Origin of the sequence: Wolbachia endosymbiont (group A) of Lasioglossum morio (assembly GCF_947250585.1) — a bacterium.
Lineage (GTDB): Bacteria > Pseudomonadota > Alphaproteobacteria > Rickettsiales > Anaplasmataceae > Wolbachia > Wolbachia pipientis.
The window spans coordinates 408060-429380 of record NZ_OX366327.1 but is presented as its reverse complement, the minus strand read 5'-3'; the positions used below and the strand labels follow the sequence as shown (position 1 = coordinate 429380).

The window sequence follows — 21321 nt, the reverse complement described above, 5'->3', positions numbered from 1 at the left end:
GGTTTTAAACAAAAGCTGTTCTACTGACATACTTTGCTATACCGAAATTATGAAAACTGTTCACTTTTTTGAAAAAATATTTTACAACAAATAAAAAACGTGATAGACTAAAGTAAGGGTTTTTTTATAACAAGTAAAAGTTTAAAGTAAAAAATAATTTAGAAATGCCTCGTAATCGAGTTTTAAGCTACCCTACATGAGTAACTTAGGTCTTGGTGGTATAATTGTACCCTGAAGTCGTAGAATCGTTTTAAAACCGCATTAGCAGACCAACGTTTATTTGAGTTTTATCAGCATAAAAAAAAGATGAGAGTAAGAGCCTTTTAAAAAACGCACTAATTGTATTTTTCATTAAATGTAAATATCTTAATAATGTTTTGTGGCAGCCTTTCTGGACTTCTTTTTTTTTGCTGTTTAAGTTATTGTACTCTATTTGTGTTTTACTATTATTTTATATTATCTATTATTATTTATTACTATTATATATATATAATATATAAGGGTTTTAGGAAGCTAGAATCCGCCTCACTGGCTGACTTTAGACATGTAGTTTCTAGGAACGCTTTTAGGAACGTAGGTAAAAAAGCTAGCTCTCACGCAGAGTTTAGATTCCTGATTTCTAATTACTGATTTAGGAACCTAGGAATTAGGAATGTAATACAATCATTGGTGGTGCTATTTCTTATATATTCTACCTTTCTTTAGTTGAAAATTATATTGAGTGCTAAGTTTTAGTTGAGTGGATGTAAATTGATAGTAGCTATAGATTGAAAGGGCAATAGAGAAAACTGGGTAAACTCTAAAATATTTTTACCCATAAAAAAAGACTTATCCTAACATTAAATTTTGCCTATAGCTAAAATCTTCAGCTCCAGGAGTGAATTTTCCTATACCACAAGCAAATGGTCCAGTTGGACTGTCAAGCCATTTATCTTCTTTCGAACCTGTAGACATTCCCTTTACTAATTTTGGTGGTCTTGCTTGTAAAAGTTCCTGTACCATACGCTCTAGTCTATCCCTTCCCATGCTGTGAAAAACTTCAGGTAGTCTATGCCGTTGCTTATATACTCCTGTGCTTCCTGTGTGAGTAAATGGATGTCCTGAAGCAGCAGATCGTGTAATTGCATCAGTAAGACATATTTTAAGGTCTTTTTCACTAGCATTTTTAACTGTTAGTTGTATTGTTATATCTTCTAGTAGCCCCGTTTCCTGATTTCTTAGGTAAGTTCTTACAGTGCGATCAGCTAAACCATTGGCCTTCACAACTGCCCCATGAAACAAAGCATTCTGTCTTGGTGTTTCTCCTACTGCCTTAAAGATTTCTAGCCTAGCTGTATTTTCTACTGGCCAAAAAGCATATGAGCATCTAACACCATTAACAAGAGCAGAGGTACCACGGATGGCATCTCGTGCTTGTTCAGCAGTTAATATAGGTTTCTCACTCTTTGGCTTTCTCATATGATGAGCAGTAATTATCGAAGCTCCAGTACTACATGCTAAATCAGATAATAAGCACATTAGATAATCCCCTACAGCAGGATCAGCATTTATATCTGCATGGATAAATGAAGCAAGTGGATCAAATACTATCAATTTCAGATCTTTAATTTCCTCGAGCTGTTTCATTACGGATTCGAATTCAGGAGAAACTTCGACGATTTTACCACGAACATTTCTGAGTATTGTAAGTGATCCTCTGACGTTTGGCAGTGGTACAATAAATAATTTATCTTTATGTTTCAACCTTTCACACTTAGGGTCGAGTCGTTCTAAGCGGCGGTGTATCTCACTTGCATCATCTTCTGCTGAAAAAATCACTACTGATCCATGTTCAGTAACAAGTGAACCAAAGCCACACATCTGATCCTTATCACTTGCAACCTTAAGCGCTAGGTCAAGAAGAAGCATACCTTTGCCTGTATCTCCCATTGCTGCTATTATTGAAGTAACACCTAAAGGAAATAGACCTTCAACAAGAAACTTTTGCTCTGGTACCGGACCTACAAAGCGCTCTGCACTCCAATCTAAAATATTAAGTGGCTGTTTTGTGGATCTTTCTAAACTTTTCATATTTGAAGTACCAGTAGCTGGAGTATCAATAGTAAGTAACGGAGTTGAAGCTAAAAACTCTTTGACATCTATACCTTCCTCTACACAATCAGCAGCATCCCATTTCTCAGGCTTACCTCGAGGAATTTCAAGCACAGCAAGTGATGCAACTCCAATTTCTAAAAGCTTATTTCCAACATTTTTAGCATATTTTGCACCTGCTTCATCATTATCTGGCCAAATAATAATATGCTTGCCCTTCAGTTGTGACCAATCAGTCTTTTTAACATCTGCGTTTGCTCCAGACATTGTTGTTGTAGCTGTAATACCTTGTTTTATCAGTGCTTCTGCACATTTTTCCCCTTCAACTAGAATAACTTTGTCAGATTTTAAAATGCCTGGAATATTGTACAAAGGTCTGATTTCTGGTGCAGTAAAAGTAGATTTTTTCACGTCAAAAGGAAGATATCGCTTTCCACTATCATCATCATAACGATAGACTCTAACAATAGCTTGTCCGTTTTCATCATAATAATCCCAATATGCAGTTGGATTACCTGAAGTTTTGAGCTTTTTAAAATGACCAAACCACTCAGCTATAGAAGCCATTACTTCAGGAAACTCTATTCTCGTACTTTTTCTATGTACTGCTGCCCAAAGATCGATGATATCACCACCTTCTTTTGTTGCAAAATCGTGCCATAGGCCAGCTTCACTGCCACTTAATTCTACTACTAGACTCTTTCCTTTATCACCTTGTACATTACCTATATAAAACTTATCACCACGAAAAGTTCCCCTTGGGAATAAATAAGAAAGGCATGATCTTATGTTTAATAATAGTTGTCTTTTTATTTCTTCTACATCAAATTGCTCTAATGGTTCTACAGTATTGTTAAAATCATAATATTCATCATTTAAAGTATTTTTTTGTTTGACATCAGTTAAAAAATCTTGTACCATAAATTGAAACTCCTTTTAAGATTAAGCGTTTGAAAGGTTTTTGAGTAAGGCTGTTTTGATTGGGGTCTTACTCTCTTCTTATGAAGTAAAAACTGCAATAGGAGGTTCTCTTGGCAAGGCTATATTAAGAAATAAAGGAAGTCAGTTTAGGTTTATAGTGAAAAGTGAGGCTTTAGTATCTTCTTTCTTTTAAGAAAAAATGCTCTACTATAACTCTACTACATTTTACTCACTATGTCAACCTCTTAGTTTTTATTTTGTTGATATATTGCATACTACTAATATGTAAGGAATTTTGGCTAAACCTTCTCATATACGCAGGCATAGTTTAATTTAAGGTGGAATTATAAGCGAATAGAAAACCCTCTACTATATATATACCGGGTTTCTTATGACTTTTTCTGAAAAAATTAAAAACTTTTTTCTTTGGAGGAGTTTGGCCTACCTATTAATGATAATCTTTTCAAGCCATCTGTAAAAATGAAAAGTTTCTGAAAACGGCAATTACTTTTTGGTTCATGAATAGAATTGTTAAAGATGCCTTTTATTCAAATTTTAAAGGGTATTACAGGCGCTAAAAAGGTACAATGGATACTTAAATCGCTTTAAAACGTAATTACAGGCTTTTTGCTTACCAGTAAATAATGGAGACATAAAACATAAAATATAAATCTTTGTCTCCATTATGTATGATAAAATTGGAGACGTAAATTTTGATCTTTGTCTCTATTTTGAACTATTGAGCGGTAGTTATCTGGTTCTTTACATTAAATAACTCAGCTATATTATAGTGCATTTTTTATATTAACTAAATCTCTTAATTGATCGTTGTTAAATTCTGTAATCCAACTCTCGCCACTACTTATAGTTAGGTTTGCTAATTCCTTCTTGCTTTGAATCATCTCATCAATACGCTCTTCAAATGTACCTGTTGAAAGTAGCCTGTACACCATAACATTACGTTCTTGCCCGATACGATAGGCCCGATCTGTTGCTTGTGCTTCCACTGCTGGATTCCACCATAAATCGTAATGTATTACATGATTTGCTGCTGTTAAATTAAGCCCTGTTCCACCAGCTTTTAAAGATACTATAAGAATATTTGATTGCAATGAATTTTGAAAGTCATTAACCATTTCGTCTCGTGCTTTACGGAACAGTCCTCCATGTAAAAATGGCACTTTTGATTCAAACCTTTCTTCAAGCAGTCTAGCTATAATTTTACCCATTTCAGTGTATTGGGTGAATATTAATGATTTTTCTGCAAGTTCACTAATTCCTATCAGTATCTCTTCTAGCATCTGCATCTTTCCTGACTGCTCAACATTTGCACGCTTTTTCTTGCCAAACTGCGATGGATGGTTACAAATTTGCTTTAAAGCATTGATAAGTTTAAGAATTAGTCCCTTACGTTCAATTCCTTCACTTCTTTCTATCTTTTCCATAGTTGTATTAACGACTTCTTGGTAAAGTGCTGTTTGCTCTGGAGTCAGAGAACAATAACGATTATTTTCAATTTTATCTGGTAGATCCTGAATAATGCTTTTATCACTTTTTACCCTACGTAGCATAAAGGGGTGGGTAACTTTCATGAACCTCTCTAGACAAGCTTTGTCTCTCGCTTTTTCAATCGGTGTTGCAAAACGAGTTTTAAATTGCTTAGGGGTACCAAGGTAATATTTATTAGTAAAATCAAAAATACTCCAATACTCTAGTAGTCTATTTTCAACAGGTGTACCGCTCATAGCTATTTTATTTTTTGCTGTAATAGCTTTTATAGCTTTGGTCTGTTCACTGTTGGGATTCTTTATATTTTGTGCTTCATCAATCACGAGCAAAAACCATCCGACTCTGTTAAGCTCTTTTTTATCACGACGTGCAAGACCATAGGATGTTAGAGCTACATCATAATCACTTGCCAATTCTCGATTTTGTCCGTGATAGATGAAAAGCTTTAATTCTGGTGCAAAACGTTCCATCTCTCGTTGCCAATTACTTAATATGCTTGTGGGAGCTACTACCAAGACTCTGTCCCGATCCAAAAACCCTGTATTTTTGCAATACAGAATAGCTGCTATAACCTGTAATGTTTTACCAAGACCCATATCATCAGCAATTATGCTACCAAACCCGTTTTCTATGTTCTGTATAAGCCAACTAAATCCGCGTTCTTGATATGGGCGTAGTTGTGCTATTAGATTATTTGGTGTAGTAACAGGTGTGTAAGTATTAAGTTTATTAAATAAGCTTGTAAGCTGCTGGTCAAATGCTACTTTAGTTTCATTTACTTCTCCTGTTAGAGCAGCTTGCATAAGCTCTGCTTGACTTAAATAATCAGGCAATTTATCAAGTTTTTTTAATAAAGCTTCTACCTCCTTATCATCCAAAAGCACATACTGATCGACTATTCGCACAAGCCCTCGGGAATCTTTTAGCAATTTTTTAAATTCTGTAACGCTTAGTTTTTTATCTCCTATTGCTACTTTCCAATCAAATTTCAATAAATTTTCCAGCGTTAAAAAACTTTCGCGATCTTCTTTTATTTTATCCTTGGCAGACAAACTAAGACTTAATTGTGGTTTGAAGATTTTTTGCAAAGATTTCGGCAAGATAACTGTTATACCTATTGCTCTTAGTACTGGTACAATACCCAGGAATAAAGGTGCAAAATCGTCTAAATTAAATGATAACTTGCTATTGCTATCAATCGATCTTTCTAATTCAGGTATGTATTCAGATAAGAGTGCAAGATCAGATAAAATACTAAGCTTTACGTTTTGATTAGAAAGTGCTTTTTCCAGCTTTATGAATGACTTCTCATCATCCAGTGATAACTGTACCTCAAGTTCAAATTTTTCATGGTGATCTTTTATCATTAAATAGAGTTTGTAAGGTTTATCTGCTAAATAAAGACGTGAAAGCCAGAGATTAATTGCTTGCGGTATTTCCTTGTTGCTAAACTCAGTAAACTTGTATGGTCTTCCAGTAAAGAATAATTCAAAGATGTATTTATCTCTATGCTTATCCAGTGATGCAGGAAAGTTATCTTCTATATACCCTAAAAGGATGAGAGAGATAGCAACATTTACCTGTTCCTCTGGTTCCATAGCGATTTCTTGATATTTAATCAATAGAGGCGGACAAATAGATGATATCTTGCTATGAATTTCCTTAACTGACTCATTAAACAACGCCGGAATCCACCTAATTATAATTTCTCCTCTTTTGTTTTGTAATACTTGTGGTATTAGCGCTGACTTTTCCATCAGCATATGTGCAAACTGTGAAATCATATGCATGAAGCGAAGTTCAGGGTTAAGTTTGTGGAGTAACGAACTAGGAATATCATTTAAAAATCGTGCTACATCCCTCAATACATTTCCACTGAGCCTAAATAAATTAGTTGCACCATTGCTCACTTGAGTAAGGTAATGCTGATCATCAATGAATAGTTGAAATGTTTTCCAATTCTCAATATTTCCCCATCTTTTAATAAATAGCTCCTCTTCTGATAGTTCCTTCTTAGAAGCTGGATAGTACACTAACTTTCCTGCAGGATACTTTTGCCAGTGCTTATAAGCTATCTGTAAAATATTATGGAAGTTTTTTTCAAAAAAAAGTGGATTATCTGTTAAAATACTACTGATACAATCAAAAAGGTTAGGAATAGTTGATAAATCAATATCATTTAAAATTGCTTGGTTATGTATTCTAATTTTAGAACATGCCTTAAATATATCATCTATCTTTAAAATATTTTGAGCATTTTCTAATTTTCCATTCCCAAAATCATCGATAAGTGCTGACAAATTACAATTATGAATATTAAAAATCATGAAGGGGTTTTTATCAATTTCTGCAGCAATAAGATAAATTACAGCAGCAATATGTTTACAAGGCATAGCCCAATCAGGACAGTTGCAATTTGCATTCATCTCTTCCCAATTTGAAGGAAACAATTTAATCCCAAGATCATTAAGCTTATCAAACAAGCTGGTTGGTAATTGCCTATTTATTAATTTAGATAGTATAGAAGGTGAAGTTTCAATAATTTGACGAATGGTCTGTTGTTCTGATGAGCTTAATTCATTGAGTATAATTTTGACTTTATATGGTTGAGGTTTTGAACCACGATATGGGTAAGATCCTGAGCTATGAACTTTAGCTGTAACTATGTGACCATTAATTTTAATACCAAAAGCTCGACCAGTATTAGCACAAGTTCTACCACGTGGAAGACGGTTATCATAATCAATTCTATTGAAGCACTGAAGCCATTTTTCTCCCCACCATGTTCTTCCATAAATAGTCATCTTGTAAAACTATATATTTTAACCTAGATAAGCTAGATGCTGATTCTATGGATGATTTTCTCTGAATATGCAAAACTCATCTTGAACTACTACAAAATGTTAATTATAACAACAGAGAGGGCAAAAGCAATAAACACTTATATCAAAGGAAAAATTGATTAAGGGAAAAGTGAAACTTTTTAAAGGTTGTTTAATACCTTTACACCTGTGATTGTAGCACTAATGTTGTGCGATAAATGTACAGTGAAAATGTCATCAGAAGTTACCCAATTATTGAGTAGTTTTTTTTACGGCGTCAAGACTCTTGCCAGCATAGAAAATATCAGTTCCTATATAAATATCCTTATGGGCTAAAAGAAACTTCTATTGGTTGATAGAAAACAGAAAAAAACTATTTAAAAAGTATACTCAACAATATAACAAGGAAGCATAAGTTAGGGAAAGTAGTAGGCCGTTGATAAGGATTTGCCTATTTTCTCGATCAACTAGCTTTTGTATAAGTACTGATGGGTCAATATAAATGAGTAGTTCTGGGAAGCTTACTTTATCGGCTAATCTATATTAGCGTCATAGAGGATTTATATATTTCAAGCATGTTAATTATTTTTTCTGGATCATTTAGGAAACTATAGTAGACTTTACAACTCATTAATTATCACTTAACTTACCTCCTAGTAAGTTCTTGAGTTATGTATGGATAACACGTTGATAATATTAGCAGCAGGAAAAAGCAGTAGAATGAATTCACAGTACTCAAAAACACTACACCCAGTAGGAAATTTTACTCTTTTAGAGCATATAATTCACAATGCAAAACCGCTGAGTTTAAAAAGTCTATCAATTGTCATTAACAAGCCTTTTCTAAAGGAGTTAGAAAGATTTAGTACCTTAAAAGATATAATTGATAAATATAATATAAAATTGATAATTCAAGAAAATATTACAGGTACTGGCACTGCAGTTAAAATTGCCCTAGAAAGCCTGGAGCGGTTATCTGACCAAGACATAGTTTTAATACAGTACGGAGACACCCCGTTTATATCTAGTGATACAGTTATGAGAATGACTGATTGTTTAAAGTGTAATAATAAAAATTTAGTTCTTCTTGGATTTAATAGTCAAGATAAGCAATATGGAAGATTAGTAATTGATGATAATGACAATGTTCAAAAAGTCTTGAAAAGTGAAGATGAAATTCTTCTTGCAAACTCTGGAATAATGGTTTCATACGCTAAAGATCTTTATACCCTAATAAAAGAAGTAAAATTTAATGATTCGACCAACGAATGTTGTCTTAATGATATAATACCCATTGCAGCAAGCAATAACTTACGTGCAGGTTATGTAGTCGCTGACGAAAAGGAAGCAATGGGGGTAAATAACAAAGAGGATTTGGTCAAAGCAGAACGTTATTTTCAGGCAAATAGAAGAAGACAACCAACCCTTCTTTCATAACTATATTTTTTTATTCATTGATCCTTAATTTAAGTTGACATTTGTTTTATACTAGTTTTATAATGCTTTTTAAGTCTTACTTGTAAGATGATAGGTGTGAAAGATTTTCCTGGTTGTAGTGAGAGGGACACATGGGAATATTAATAACAGGTGCTGCAGGTTTGATAGGATCGGCTTTAGTAGAAAAGTTAGAAAAGCAGGGTTATGAAGTAATAAGCTGCGATATTAGGTTTCGCGACAACCCACTCAGTTTTTTTTCAGAAGATATAATGCCGCTACTCGCTAAGTGTACGGGGGTTATTCATCTGGCTGCAATTTCTAGAGTTATACATGGTGAGCTTTATCCTAAATTGTGCCAAAAAGTTAATGTCGATGGTACAATCCAATTCTTAGAATTCTGCAAGTCGCTTCCGAATAAACCATGGTTTATATATGCAAGCAGTAGAGAAGTATATGGAGAACAAAAGGAACTACCAGTTGCAGAGTCTGCTAGTATTAACCCAATAAATAATTACGCCAAAGGTAAAGCGTTTATTGAAGAACAAGTAATAAATTTAAAAGGTTCTAACTTTAATGTAGCAATATTACGCTTCTCAAATGTATATGGTGGTTTACTAGATCATAGTAGTAGAGTAATTCCTGCACTCTGTATCAATGCATTGAAAGGCGATCCAATTAGGATAGAAGGTAAAGAATGTGTTTTTGATTTTACCTATTTGGATGATGTTATAGAGGGTATATACTTAACTGTTAAATATTTACAAAACGAGAAATCTTCTCTTCCTGCTATTCATCTTACTACTAATAGCCCATGTACTTTAGAAAACTTAGCAAAAACAATATTAAAAGTCACGGAAAGTGATTCTAGAATTGATTTTTATCCTCCAAGAAATTTTGACGTAACTAAGTTCCATGGTGATTTTACTAGAGCTAAAGAGCTACTTGGTTGGTCTCCAAAGCATTCATTAAAAGTAGGATTAGGTAAATTTATAAAAAGTCTACAAAACAATACACAAGAATATCCTAACAATATAGATATGGTAATATATGAAAATATTAAAAGTTATTCATGGTTACCCTCCTTATTATAGCGCTGGTTCGGAGGTTTACAGCCAAACTCTTGCCCATGAACTAGCCAATAATAATGAGGTACAAATATTTACTAGGCATGAAAACAGCTTCTTACCTGATTTCCATTATACTACAGCTCTGGACTGTAGTGATTCCCGGATCTTACTGAATTTAATTAATATACCTACAACTAAATATCGTTACAAATTTATCAATGAAGAAGTAAATATAAAATTTAAAAGAATAATAGATAACTTTCAACCAGATCTTATACATTTTGGTCATCTTAATCATCTATCAATTACTTTACCAGAAGTTGCTTTTAAAGAAAATATATCTACAATTTTTACGCTACATGATTTTTGGTTAATGTGTCCAAGAGGAAGATTTATTCAACGTAATTCTGAAGATTTGTTACGGCTTTGTGATGGACAGAAGGATCAAAAATGTGCAACCCAATGTTACAAGGGGTATTTTACAGGAGATGAAGAATTCTTGAATTCAGACTTAAATTATTGGGAACAATGGGTTGCAACTAGAATGAAGCAAACAAAGAAAGTAGTGGACTATATAGATTACTTCATTGCTCCGTCAAAATTCTTAATGGATAAATTTACTCAAGACTTTAATGTTCCGATAAACAAAATTTCTTATCTTGATTATGGTTTTGATCTAAATCGTCTTAAGAATAGAAATAGGGTGCAAGAAAAAGAGTTTATTTTCGGTTATATAGGTACTCATACTCCCGAGAAAGGTGTTGACCTATTATTGAAGGCTTTTTCTCGCTTATCATCTAAAGCAAAACTTAGAATTTGGGGAGCGGCAAGGGAAGAAACTAAAACTTTAAAAGCGATTGCCGATCAGTTTCCACATGCTGTTAAAGAAAGGATAGAATGGATGGGAAGTTATAACAATAAAAATATAGTTACTGATGTATTTAATAAAGTTGATGCGATAGTTGTTCCTTCAATTTGGGGTGAAAATTCACCATTAGTAATACATGAAGCACAGCAACTGAGTGTACCAGTAATAACGGCTGATTATGGTGGCATGGCAGAATATGTAAGAGATGGAATAAACGGACTATTATTTAAGCATAGAGATACAAATAGTTTGTCAGAAAAAATGCAAGTCCTATCTACAGACCAGGAATTATACAGTGAACTGACCCAAAGAGGCTATCTTTATACTAAAAATGGTAATGTACCTTCTATAAGTGAGCATACTGAGAAACTTAACAAAATTTACCGTAATGTTATTGAAAATAAAGGCAAATCAGTGGCTACAAAACCTGGTCCTTGGAGAATTACTTTTGATACTAATCCAGATTACTGCAACTTTGCTTGTGTAATGTGTGAATGCTTTTCACCATATAGTAAAGTTAAAGAGGAGAAGAAAGCTAAAGGGATAAAACCCAAGATAATGTCAATAGAAACTATCAGGAAGGTAATTAAGGAAGCAGATGGAACACCTTTAAGGGAAATCATTCCTTCTACTATGGGTGAGCCTTTAATGTATAAAAGCTTTGATGAAATAATCAATTTGTGCCATGAGTTCGGCCTGAAGCTTAACCTCACGACCAATGGTTCTTTTCCTATTAAAGGAGCTAGAAAATGGGCTGAACTATTGGTACCAATTTTATCTGATGTTAAGATTTCCTGGAATGGGGCAACTAAAGAAACTCATGAAAGAATCATGAAAGGTTCAAAATGGGAAGTAGTGACAGAAAATTTAAAAACTTTCCTTGAAGTTAGAGATAAATACTTTAGCGATACAGGTGAAAGGTGTACCGTTACTTTACAATTAACATTTTTAGAAAGTAATTTACATGAACTTTACGACATAGTTGAGATGGCTATAAAAAATGGCATAGATAGAGTTAAAGGACATCATCTTTGGGCACATTTTAAGGAAATTAAGGATCTATCTATGAGGAGAGATGAATTAGCAATTAGTAGATGGAATACGGAGGTGGGAAGGTTATATGAACTTAGGGATAATATGCTATTGCCAAATGGTAAAAAGATAAAATTAGAAAATTTTACGATCCTTTCTCAAGAGGGTATCAAGGATTTGGCTCCAGGTGGTCAGTGCCCATTTTTAGGTAAAGAAGCATGGATAAACAATGAAGGCAAGTTTAGTCCCTGCTGTGCTCCAGATGAACTACGCAAAACATTAGGAGATTTTGGCAATGTTAATGAAGTTAAACTGGAGGAAATATGGCAAAGTAGCGAGTACCTAAACTTACAAAAGAATTATTTAAACTATGAATTATGCAAAACATGCAACATGAGAAAACCATTAGTCAATTAATGAAAGATAGTGAGTACCTTAAATCTATTAGGGTTTCCCCCTGTGAAAGGTTTCACCAATTGTCAGAAAATCCTTTGTACAAAAATAGATTTATTAGAGTTGATAAATTTCACGAGCCTGGCCTTGCACCAGTTTATGATGAGACAGGCGCTTATCACATCGATGCAATGGGAGAAGCAATTTATCGCGACAGATTTTTAAAAACTTTTGGATTTTACTGCAATAGAGCAGCCGTAGAAGATGACACAGGGTATTACCATATTGATCCATCTGGATGTAGAGTATACAAACATTCGTATCAATGGATTGGAAATTACCAAGAAGATATTTGTGTGATTAGAAAGCATGATAAGTTTTTTCATATTGATTTGAACGGCAATAGAGTTTATGAGCAAGAATACAATTATGTTGGGGATTTTAAGGATGGTATCGCTGTAGTCCATAAAGATGGTAAAGCTACACATATTAATAATCATGGAAAGTTAGTACATAATAAATGGTATAAAAAGCTTAATGTTTTTCATAAAGGATTTGCTATTGCAGAAGATAAGCATGGCTGGTTTCATATAGATATTAATGGCAATCCTGTTTACCGGCAAAGATTTAAAATGGTAGAAGCATTCTATAATGGCATGGCAAAAGTTGAAACTTTTGAAGGTGTATTAGGACAGATCGATATTACCGGAAACGTAAAGTTTAGTATTTTTGATTTAGATAAAGAATCTCAAGTGCATAAGATTTCTGCAGAACTTTCAGCCTTTTGGAAAACTTACCTCGCAAATGTTGCTATTGAACTTGATTTGTTAAATATCTTACCTGCAACTATGCCAGTTTTATCTCAAAAGTTAAATATTATCGTTCCAAATCTAGAAAGGCTGTTAAGGGCGTTGTGGGAAATAGGGTTTATTGATTACGATAAGAACAAGGACTTATGGCAACTATCATCAAAAGGTAAGTGTTTTAAGGAAATACCATTTTTGCCTAAAGCAGCAGCAATGTGGGCAAGGGTTGCCGCTGAAAAGAATTGGTTAAAAATTGCCGATATATTAAGGCAGGAGTCAATATCTTCATTTGAATCTTTTAAGGAGAAAGAAACATCAGAAGACAGGAAAATAGCGTTTTACCAAGCATTGCTAGGATATTCCAGGTTTGACACTAAAGAGTTTAATTCTAGGGTTAATATAGATGGTGCTAAAAATATATTGCTATTTGGCGTACACTCTTTATTTCTTGCTTATTCTGATATACACAATAAAGGTTCTATAGGCTTATATTATTACAACGAACATAAAGTGCCTAGGCAGGCAGTAGAAGATTTAAAAATTAAACTCATAACTCAAGAAGAATTATCAGCTACAAATTATGAATTAGGTGTCTTTTGCCGCTTTCTGCAGCATTATGATGATAATAAGGTATTGTCTTATTTAAAATTGGTAAAAAATAAAGGAATACCACGCGTTTTAGTGATAGAAACTATCCTAGATTACTACTCCCCAGTGGGAGGTTCTGTAGATATTAATGTAATGGTTGAAACAGGGGGTAAACTAAGGACATTGAGCGATTGGAAAAGAATACTAAAACAAGTAAAAGGGCTTAAAATTTTTAGTATTGTACCTTTAACAGATTATTTATCAGTTATTGACATTAGGTGTTAATATATGAAAGCATTGCAAAAAAATGGTTTTTTTATTATCAAAAATCTAGTTCCTTTAGAGTTAATAACTCAGTCTTTAAATGATATAATAAGCAAGATATCAAAGTTATCTCAAGAATTAGGTGTTTCAACTTCTGACTATTTAAACTGCACTGGAAGATGGGGTACATCATCTCAGGTAACTAGAATTGTATCTCAAGTATTAGATAAAATTATTAAAAATTATCTTGAAAAGTCACTTCAATGCCAGATACTGCAGAAAAAATCAAATGTTATATGTAAAACTGCTGATTTAATAGATGCAGTTCCCTTCCATCAGGACATCTCTTATAGCTTTAATGACCCTTATCATTTTTCTGTTTGGCTAGCTTTGAATAATGTCAATAAAACTTCAGGTGCACTACAAGTTATAGAAGATAGTCACAACTGGAAAATACAGCCTCTAGTTGATTTTTGGCATCCATACTTTTTGGATCAATACTCGGATAACCGGGAAAATTATAAAATTAAGTCACTACCTATTTCAGCAGGAGATGCGATAGTTTTTGATTCACGGTTATGGCATGGTAGTGATAAGAATATAGATGCTAAAGATAGGTTTGCTTATGTTACGAGATGGGTTGTAAAAGATAAAAGTCTTCCTTGTGTGCCAAAACCTCAGCCTTCAGTTTTTGGTATATTAAACTGTGGTGCATTAACAGAATTTATACTGAGAGAATACTTATCATTATTTCGTCGCCAGGAAAGTATAAAAACAAAAAATATGGAAGAACTTATTAAGAGCTGGTTAGCCTTTATTACAGACACAACTACAAATATTTCTGAGGTCAACACTGCTGAAGCTAAGCGAGATTTATATAAGCTACTTATTCTGAATCAAGCGTCAGCACTACATGATGCTGGAGACATTTCAGGAAAAATATACAAAAATTTATGGTTTTCACTGCTTGTATTTCTCAATAAAAAAGTCAATGTGGTGGAGCTAGCATTATAAATGAACAAAAGTAGAGTTGGTAGTTTCAAGTATATATTGGTGTTCATTTTGAATATCTTATCCAAGTTTAAGCTTAATGTGCTTGTAATGTTCCTGGTTGCCCTAGTAGTGGCTGTTGATTTATCTTTTAGAAAGTATTTAGTAAAAAATATCTTAGATACAGCTGTAAAATATCAAGAAGGTAATGTAATTGAAAATCTTTTATTACCTGTAAGCGCTTATGTTTGTATGGCATTACTTATTACTACTGCTTTTAGATTCTATGGCTATTTTGTTGACATTCGAATGTTTACCTCAATGCGTCAAAAAATAGCTGATATGTCTTTTTACAGGCTGCTTCAGCAAGACCATTCCTATTATCAAAACAACCTATCCGGAAGTTTAGTATATAAGGTCAGTAACTTAATGGATAGTGTGATAGAGCTAATAAGACTGCTTATAGACTGTTTCTTTAGTTATAGTATAGCATTAATCTTGGCTATTTATACTTTATCACTAGTAAATATAAAGTTTGCAATAGCTACATTCATTTGGGTGAACATTTTTATTTTGATTTCGGTTTTCAGTTTTCGGGTGCTTACCGGATTAGCCGATGATCATTCTAAACAAAGTTCACAAGTAATAGCGGGTATAGCCGACAGTATTTTAAATGTTATATCAGTAAGGTTATTTTCTCGGCAAGCGCATGAGAGGCATAAATTTTTTCAAGTATGCAAGAAAAAAACTATTGCAGAAAGAAAATTACAATGGGCATACTTTTGGCTTTGGTTTATATATGGCTATTCATTTGATATACTCCAAGCAGTAAACTTGTATTTTTTAATTCATGATTATCAATTGAACAAGATTGCAATAGGAGATATTGCTCTTGTACTTGGAATTAATATATCGATTATAGAGTTTCTTAACCATCTAACTAGGAATCTTACCCAATTTTCTACTCATTTCGGCAAAGTTTCAGATGCATTGCCAATCTTGACTACCGTACCAGAAATTCAAGATAAGGAAAATGCTAAAAAATTAAATTTATTAAGTGGAAGAATAACGTTTAATAATGTTTCTTTTTCTTATGAGGGTCAGAAGTCATTATTTCAAGATTTTTCAGTTACCATTAATCCTTGCGAAAAGGTAGGTCTAGTTGGTTATTCTGGAGATGGTAAATCTACTTTTATAAACTTAATCATAAGGCTATTTGATGTTAAAAAAGGTAATATACAGATTGATAATCAAGTAGTATCGGAAGTTACACAGAGTTCTTTGAGGCAACAAATATCTGTAATACCTCAAGAACCATTGTTGTTTCATGATACTATTTTAGCAAATATTATATATGGTAAACTTCAATCTACTATCGAAGAAATAATAAGAGCTGCAAAGCTGGCTGGTATTCACGATTTCATTATGACTCTACCCGATCAATATGAAACTGTAGTCGGAGAAAAAGGCATAAAGCTATCTGGAGGGGAAAGACAAAGAATAATCATAGCGAGAGCATTTCTAAAAAACGCTCCGATATTATTTTTCGATGAGCCAACTAGTCAGTTAGATTCTATAACAGAGAAAACAATTCAAATGAGTTTATTTAAGTTGATGGAAAATAAAACCACCATTACTATAGCACACCGTATTTCTACACTTTTACATATGGACCGAATTCTAGTATTTGACAAAGGAAAAATTGTCCAAGATGGTAAACATTCTGAACTAGTTTGCAAGAAAGGTCTTTATAAAGAACTTTGGGATGCTCAAATTGGCTGTCTAAATATCAAAAAAGAAAATGGAAAAAACTATCGACCTGAGAAGTGACACTACAACTTTACAAAGCTCCAACGTTATACACGCAATAAGTAGTGCAATCGTTGGAGATTTTGCTTACGGTGAAGACAAAAGCTGTAACAACTTATCGGAATATTGTAAACAATTATTCAAAGTAGAAGAAGCATTGTTCGTAACCAGCGGTATGCTTGCAAATAGGTTAGCTATTGCAAGTCAAACAAGTCCTGGTGATGAACTAATTACTCATTATAATTATCATGTTAATTTTTTCGATAGTGCAGGCAATGCAAAAGTAAATAGTATAGTGTTTAACTGTATTAGGAATAATACCGGAATCTTAGATATTGATGAAGTAGAATATGCTATTAACTCTAAACCGAGATATAAAATTTTTGCTCAGGTGAGTCTAGTTTCTATAGAAAATAGTATAAACGGGTTTAACGGTAAAATTTATCCTTTTAAGAAACAAGTAGAGTTATATAATTTCTTAAAAGCTCACAATATAAGTCTTCATTTAGATGGTGCGAGAATATTTAATGCTCATGCTGAAACAAATGTTGCTTTAGCTGACTATGCTAAATATGTAGATACAATGAGCTTTTCTTTTACTAAAGGACTTGGAGCTCCTTTTGGTTCAATGCTTATGGGTAAAAGAGAGATAATTGAAAAGGCTAAGAAGTTACAGGTTTGGTTGGGGAGTGGTTATCATCAAATTGGGTACTGCGCTAATGCAGCAAAATATGTACTACAGAATAATATCTCTAGGCTTAAAGAAGATAATAAGCTTGCTAAATTGTTTGCAGACAAGATTAAAGAAATTCCACATGTAAAGCTGATACTACCTTATCCAGAAACTAACATAGTAAGCTTTAGTATAAAAGAACTAAATGTGACTAATGAGTTTTTTTTGAGTAAATGCCAAGCTTATGGTTTATTGCTCTTTCCTTGGCTCGAATCTCATATAAGAGCAGTTGTTCATCTTGGCATAGAGGAAGCAGACATAATAAATGCTGCTGAAATTATAAAGGAGGTTGTATTAAATTTAGTATGAGGGTAAAAATAGATTTCTTTAGCGATTCAAACACTAATCCTTCATCTGAAATGAGGGAAGTAATGGCTAAAGCAAAAGTTGGAAATGAAGCTGCATGTGAAGATCCAACTGTAAACGAATTAATAGAAACCACATGTAAAATATTAGGTAAGCCAGCAGGAATATTTTTGATTTCGGGAACGATGTGTAATGTAATTGCTTATAAAGTGCACATTCAAAGACCTGGTGATTATTTGTTACTCGATGAAACTTCGCATCCATTAATAGTGCAATCTGGATTAATTGCAGCCCAGGCACATGCCACTCCTTTACCTATTAAAGGAACAAGAGGAATATTTACTGGAGAGCAAATCGTTGAGTTTATTACTCGTCCTAGCTTAAGGAATGTTCCAAAAGTTGGGCTTGTTTCTGTCGAACAAACAACGAATTTTGGTGGTGGAGCTGTGTGGCCTTTAGAGTATATTCAAGAGATCTCAAGTCTCTGCAAAAAGAACGACGTATCCTCTCATTTAGATGGAGCAAGGCTGTTCAATGCTTGTGCTTATGCTAAAATATCTCCAAAAGAATATGCAAATTATTTTGATTCGGTGTTTATTGATTTTAGTAAGGGATTAGGCGCTCCAATGGGTGCAGTATTGGCTGGAAGTGAAGAGTTTATTGAAAAAGCTTGGTACTATAAGTTTCAAATTGGCGGAGGTATGCACCAAGCTGGCATTATTTCAGCTGCATGTTTATATGCTCTCAACAACAACATGAATTCTTTAATAGAAGATCATAAAAAAATGCAGCACCTTATAAAAGGTCTTAGCTCTATAGATCAAGTTATAATCAATATTGACCTATACAAAACTAATATAGCGTATTTCTCATTACGTACTGATTGTATATCTGCTCAAGAATTAATAAATATACTAATGACAAATTATGGAATTAGGATGGCTAACATAAGAGGTAAAATCAGAGTTATAACACATAGAGATATAAGCTGTGAAGATATTAATACTACTATATCTACTATAAGAAAGATACTGAATAGGTAATTTCGATTGTTATCAATTTTCTACATTAATGGTTTGCAAACTTCTTGTAAAACAATATTATACCAACATAGTATTATGCTAGTATTTGCATGGAACTGTTTGGGGAATAGGTGTGAACTTTGTTTTCTTTCAATATTTACTATTCTTTTTTGGATATGTGCTACTTTACTTCTCAAGGCAGAGTATACCAATTGCTCTACCACTGTTAATAGATACTGACCATGTAAAATTAAGCTATTTTTTTGCCTGCTTTTCTTTTTTTTACGGAGTATCGAAATTCTTTAACGGGATAATCATGGACTTCAAAGATAATCCATTATTTATGTTTGGGCTATGCAATATTGTAACTGGAATATCAACCATTGGTATAATTTTATCATACAATAACCTAACCTTATTACTGTTAACATTGATATTATTAGCTTGGGCACAAGGAGTAGGTTGGCCAGCTATTACCAAGTTTATGATTACAAACTCTAGTATCTCTTCAATTGCATCATTGTGGGGGGTTATGAGTGCATCTCAGCAACTTGGTTCTTGCCTTACTTTAATTGTGTTACCAAGTATAATCAAAATATATGGTGTAAAAAGTGCATTTTTGTATTCTGGCCTCTTATGCTTACTTTTTGGAATTTACATAACATTAAAAGCATATTACAGAGAAAGTACTACTCCTACTATCTATAAGGTGCAGAAACCTAAAATTGGCATTAAGGTGACAAGTTCCATATGGTTTCTATGTTATGCTACTTTTTGTACTTATATTATAAAAATGGGAATCTTCTTTTGGTTTCCTATAATTTTAAAAGATAGATTACAAATCTCTCTTGTACAATCCTCACTAATCACAGGTGTCTATGATTTGGGTGGAATCCTTGGAACTTTAATCACAGGAAGAATTAGTGATATGTATTTCTTTCAAAATAGAAGTTTGCTAGCATTACTTTACATGCTGGGTATAGCACTCACTTTTATTGGAATGAACTTTTGTCAAAACATAGTTCTTATGAGTCTTGGTGCAGCTTTATCAGGATTTTTTATATTTGGAGTACAAGTACTAACAGGTGTTATAGCTGTAGACATTGCTCCACAAAATAATGTATGTACAATTGTAAGCTTGACAGGATTATTTGGGTATATTGCAAGTTCAATATTTTCATGTGTAGTTTTAGGGTTACTTGTGGAATGTTTTGGTAATAACATGATGTTCTCATTCTTCTTTATTTGTTCTGTTATTATATCCATTTGCTTTTGCGTATTATCAAGCAGGAACCTAAAACAACTGCATAAAGTTGACATAGGGAATATTTCTTAACATTAAACTTCCCAGGTAAACTTAGATTTTTTGCCCAGAGAGTAAACATTGTAACCATATCTTAGCAACAGTTCACTATCTAATAAATTACGAAAGTCAAAAATATTAGGTGTAGCCATAACATCCTTTAAAATTACAAAGTCTTGACTTTTAAATTCCCTCCACTCCGTTAACAATAACAAGGCTTCTGCGCCCCTTGCAGCTTCTATAGCGTTATCCGCGTACTCTATATCCTTTAGAACTTGCCTAGCATTATTCATTCCCACTGGGTCATATGCAGTAATTTTAGCGTTGTTATTCACTAACAATTTTGCGACATCTATAGCTGGACTATTTCTTACATCATCAGTACCAGGTTTAAAAGTTAGCCCCCATATCGCTATTTTTTTATTTTGAGCTCCATTTAGAGCATATTCTACCTTTTTAGCGATGTTTGTTATATGATTATAGTTAGATTCCTTAACTGAATTTAAAATTTGTAGCTTGACATTATGATCTTCAGCAATCCTTATCAAAGCTGACAAATCTTTAGGAAAACAGGATCCTCCAAATCCTGGGCCAGCTTTTAGAAATTCCCTACCTATTCTATGGTCCATCCCCATGCCATTAGCTAAAAGGTCGATGTCTGCTTCTAACATCTCACATAAACCTGCCATTTCATTGATAAAAGCAATTTTTGTTGCTAGAAAGGCATTAGAAGCATATTTAATCATTTCAGCTGTAACTGTATCAGTGACTATTAACGGAATATTCCTATCTGTAAATGATCTATATATAGCTTCTAGTTTTACTCTAGCTCGCTTAGTTTTTACTCCTATTATTATTCTATCTGGATATAAAAAATCTGATACTGCAGAGCCTTGCTTGAGAAACTCTGGATTAACTCCCAAATCAAAGTTGTAGCCCTTATTAGATAAATAATTATATATATTTTTTGTAGTACCAGGAGGAATAGTTGATTTTATAACTATTAAGCAATCTTGATTAACTCTCTCAGAAACTTTACTTATTGAATTATATACATTTTTTAAATCCGCATTTCCTAAGGAGTCTGATGGAGTATCTACAGTTACAAACACTACTTCTGTGTTGGGATTTATTTGAGAATACGAATCGAAGAATCTTATCCTTTGTAACTTTATATTATTCTCTAAATAGTCTGCTAATCCAGGCTCATATATAGGAATTTTTCCTAATTTCAATAATTCAATCTTCTTAGTATTTATGTCAATGCAATCAACGTTATGACCCTGCTCTGATAACATTGCACAAGATACTAAACCTACATACCCTATTCCTATAATGGTTATATACATCTTGTCATTAC

13 protein-coding genes are annotated in these 21321 nt (G+C 33.2%); 10 read left to right on the top strand and 3 right to left on the bottom strand.

Features of this window, described 5'->3' with window-relative positions:
- Nucleotides 1-828 precede the first annotated feature (828 nt).
- Nucleotides 829-3012, bottom strand: a complete 2184-nt coding sequence (locus tag OOK89_RS02060; protein ID WP_264719193.1) for an AAA family ATPase — start codon at nt 3010-3012, stop codon at nt 829-831.
- Between the two features lie 40 nt (nt 3013-3052).
- On the opposite strand from OOK89_RS02060, the gene OOK89_RS02055 reads away from it, so the two are divergent.
- Nucleotides 3053-3205 (top strand): hypothetical protein, encoded by a 153-nt coding sequence (locus OOK89_RS02055; RefSeq protein WP_174516734.1) that lies wholly within the window; start codon nt 3053-3055, stop codon nt 3203-3205.
- A gap of 592 nt (nt 3206-3797) precedes the next feature.
- Here OOK89_RS02055 and OOK89_RS02050 read toward each other — a convergent pair.
- On the bottom strand, nt 3798-7325 hold the full coding sequence (locus OOK89_RS02050) for a DEAD/DEAH box helicase (RefSeq protein ID WP_264719151.1): 3528 nt from the start codon (nt 7323-7325) through the stop codon (nt 3798-3800).
- Between the two features lie 693 nt (nt 7326-8018).
- Here OOK89_RS02050 and OOK89_RS02045 point away from each other — a divergent pair.
- From OOK89_RS02045 to OOK89_RS02005, 9 genes are all read left to right on the top strand, one after another.
- Nucleotides 8019-8780, top strand: a complete 762-nt coding sequence (locus OOK89_RS02045) for a sugar phosphate nucleotidyltransferase (RefSeq protein WP_174516733.1) — start codon at nt 8019-8021, stop codon at nt 8778-8780.
- A gap of 131 nt (nt 8781-8911) precedes the next feature.
- The gene (locus tag OOK89_RS02040; RefSeq protein ID WP_015588901.1) at nt 8912-9871 is read left to right on the top strand and encodes an NAD-dependent epimerase/dehydratase family protein; all 960 of its coding nucleotides are present in this window, start codon (nt 8912-8914) and stop codon (nt 9869-9871) included.
- Nucleotides 9828-12164 carry a glycosyltransferase gene (locus tag OOK89_RS02035; RefSeq protein ID WP_015588900.1) on the top strand — a complete coding sequence of 779 codons (2337 nt, stop codon included), beginning with the start codon at nt 9828-9830 and terminating at the stop codon, nt 12162-12164. The genes OOK89_RS02040 and OOK89_RS02035 overlap by 44 nt, the downstream gene beginning before the upstream one ends.
- The gene (locus OOK89_RS02030) at nt 12125-13819 is read left to right on the top strand and encodes a WG repeat-containing protein (protein ID WP_006280066.1); all 1695 of its coding nucleotides are present in this window, start codon (nt 12125-12127) and stop codon (nt 13817-13819) included. Before OOK89_RS02035 ends, OOK89_RS02030 begins: the two co-directional genes overlap by 40 nt.
- A gap of 3 nt (nt 13820-13822) precedes the next feature.
- On the top strand, nt 13823-14812 hold the full coding sequence (locus tag OOK89_RS02025) for a phytanoyl-CoA dioxygenase family protein (RefSeq protein WP_006280067.1): 990 nt from the start codon (nt 13823-13825) through the stop codon (nt 14810-14812).
- Nucleotides 14813-16618, top strand: coding sequence for an ABC transporter ATP-binding protein (locus OOK89_RS02020; protein ID WP_174516732.1), 1806 nt, complete (start codon nt 14813-14815; stop codon nt 16616-16618).
- Nucleotides 16590-17639 (top strand): threonine aldolase family protein, encoded by a 1050-nt coding sequence (locus tag OOK89_RS02015; RefSeq protein ID WP_174516731.1) that lies wholly within the window; start codon nt 16590-16592, stop codon nt 17637-17639. The genes OOK89_RS02020 and OOK89_RS02015 overlap by 29 nt, the downstream gene beginning before the upstream one ends.
- Nucleotides 17636-18679 (top strand): threonine aldolase family protein, encoded by a 1044-nt coding sequence (locus tag OOK89_RS02010; protein ID WP_174516730.1) that lies wholly within the window; start codon nt 17636-17638, stop codon nt 18677-18679. The genes OOK89_RS02015 and OOK89_RS02010 overlap by 4 nt, the downstream gene beginning before the upstream one ends.
- A 112-nt stretch (nt 18680-18791) precedes the next feature.
- The gene (locus OOK89_RS02005; RefSeq protein WP_255498567.1) at nt 18792-19994 is read left to right on the top strand and encodes an MFS transporter; all 1203 of its coding nucleotides are present in this window, start codon (nt 18792-18794) and stop codon (nt 19992-19994) included.
- A gap of 2 nt (nt 19995-19996) precedes the next feature.
- On the opposite strand, the gene OOK89_RS02000 is transcribed toward OOK89_RS02005, so the two are convergent.
- Nucleotides 19997-21310: a UDP-glucose dehydrogenase family protein gene (locus tag OOK89_RS02000; RefSeq protein ID WP_174516729.1), complete on the bottom strand. Its 1314-nt coding sequence runs from the start codon at nt 21308-21310 to the stop codon at nt 19997-19999.
- Between the last annotated feature and the right edge of the window lie 11 nt (nt 21311-21321).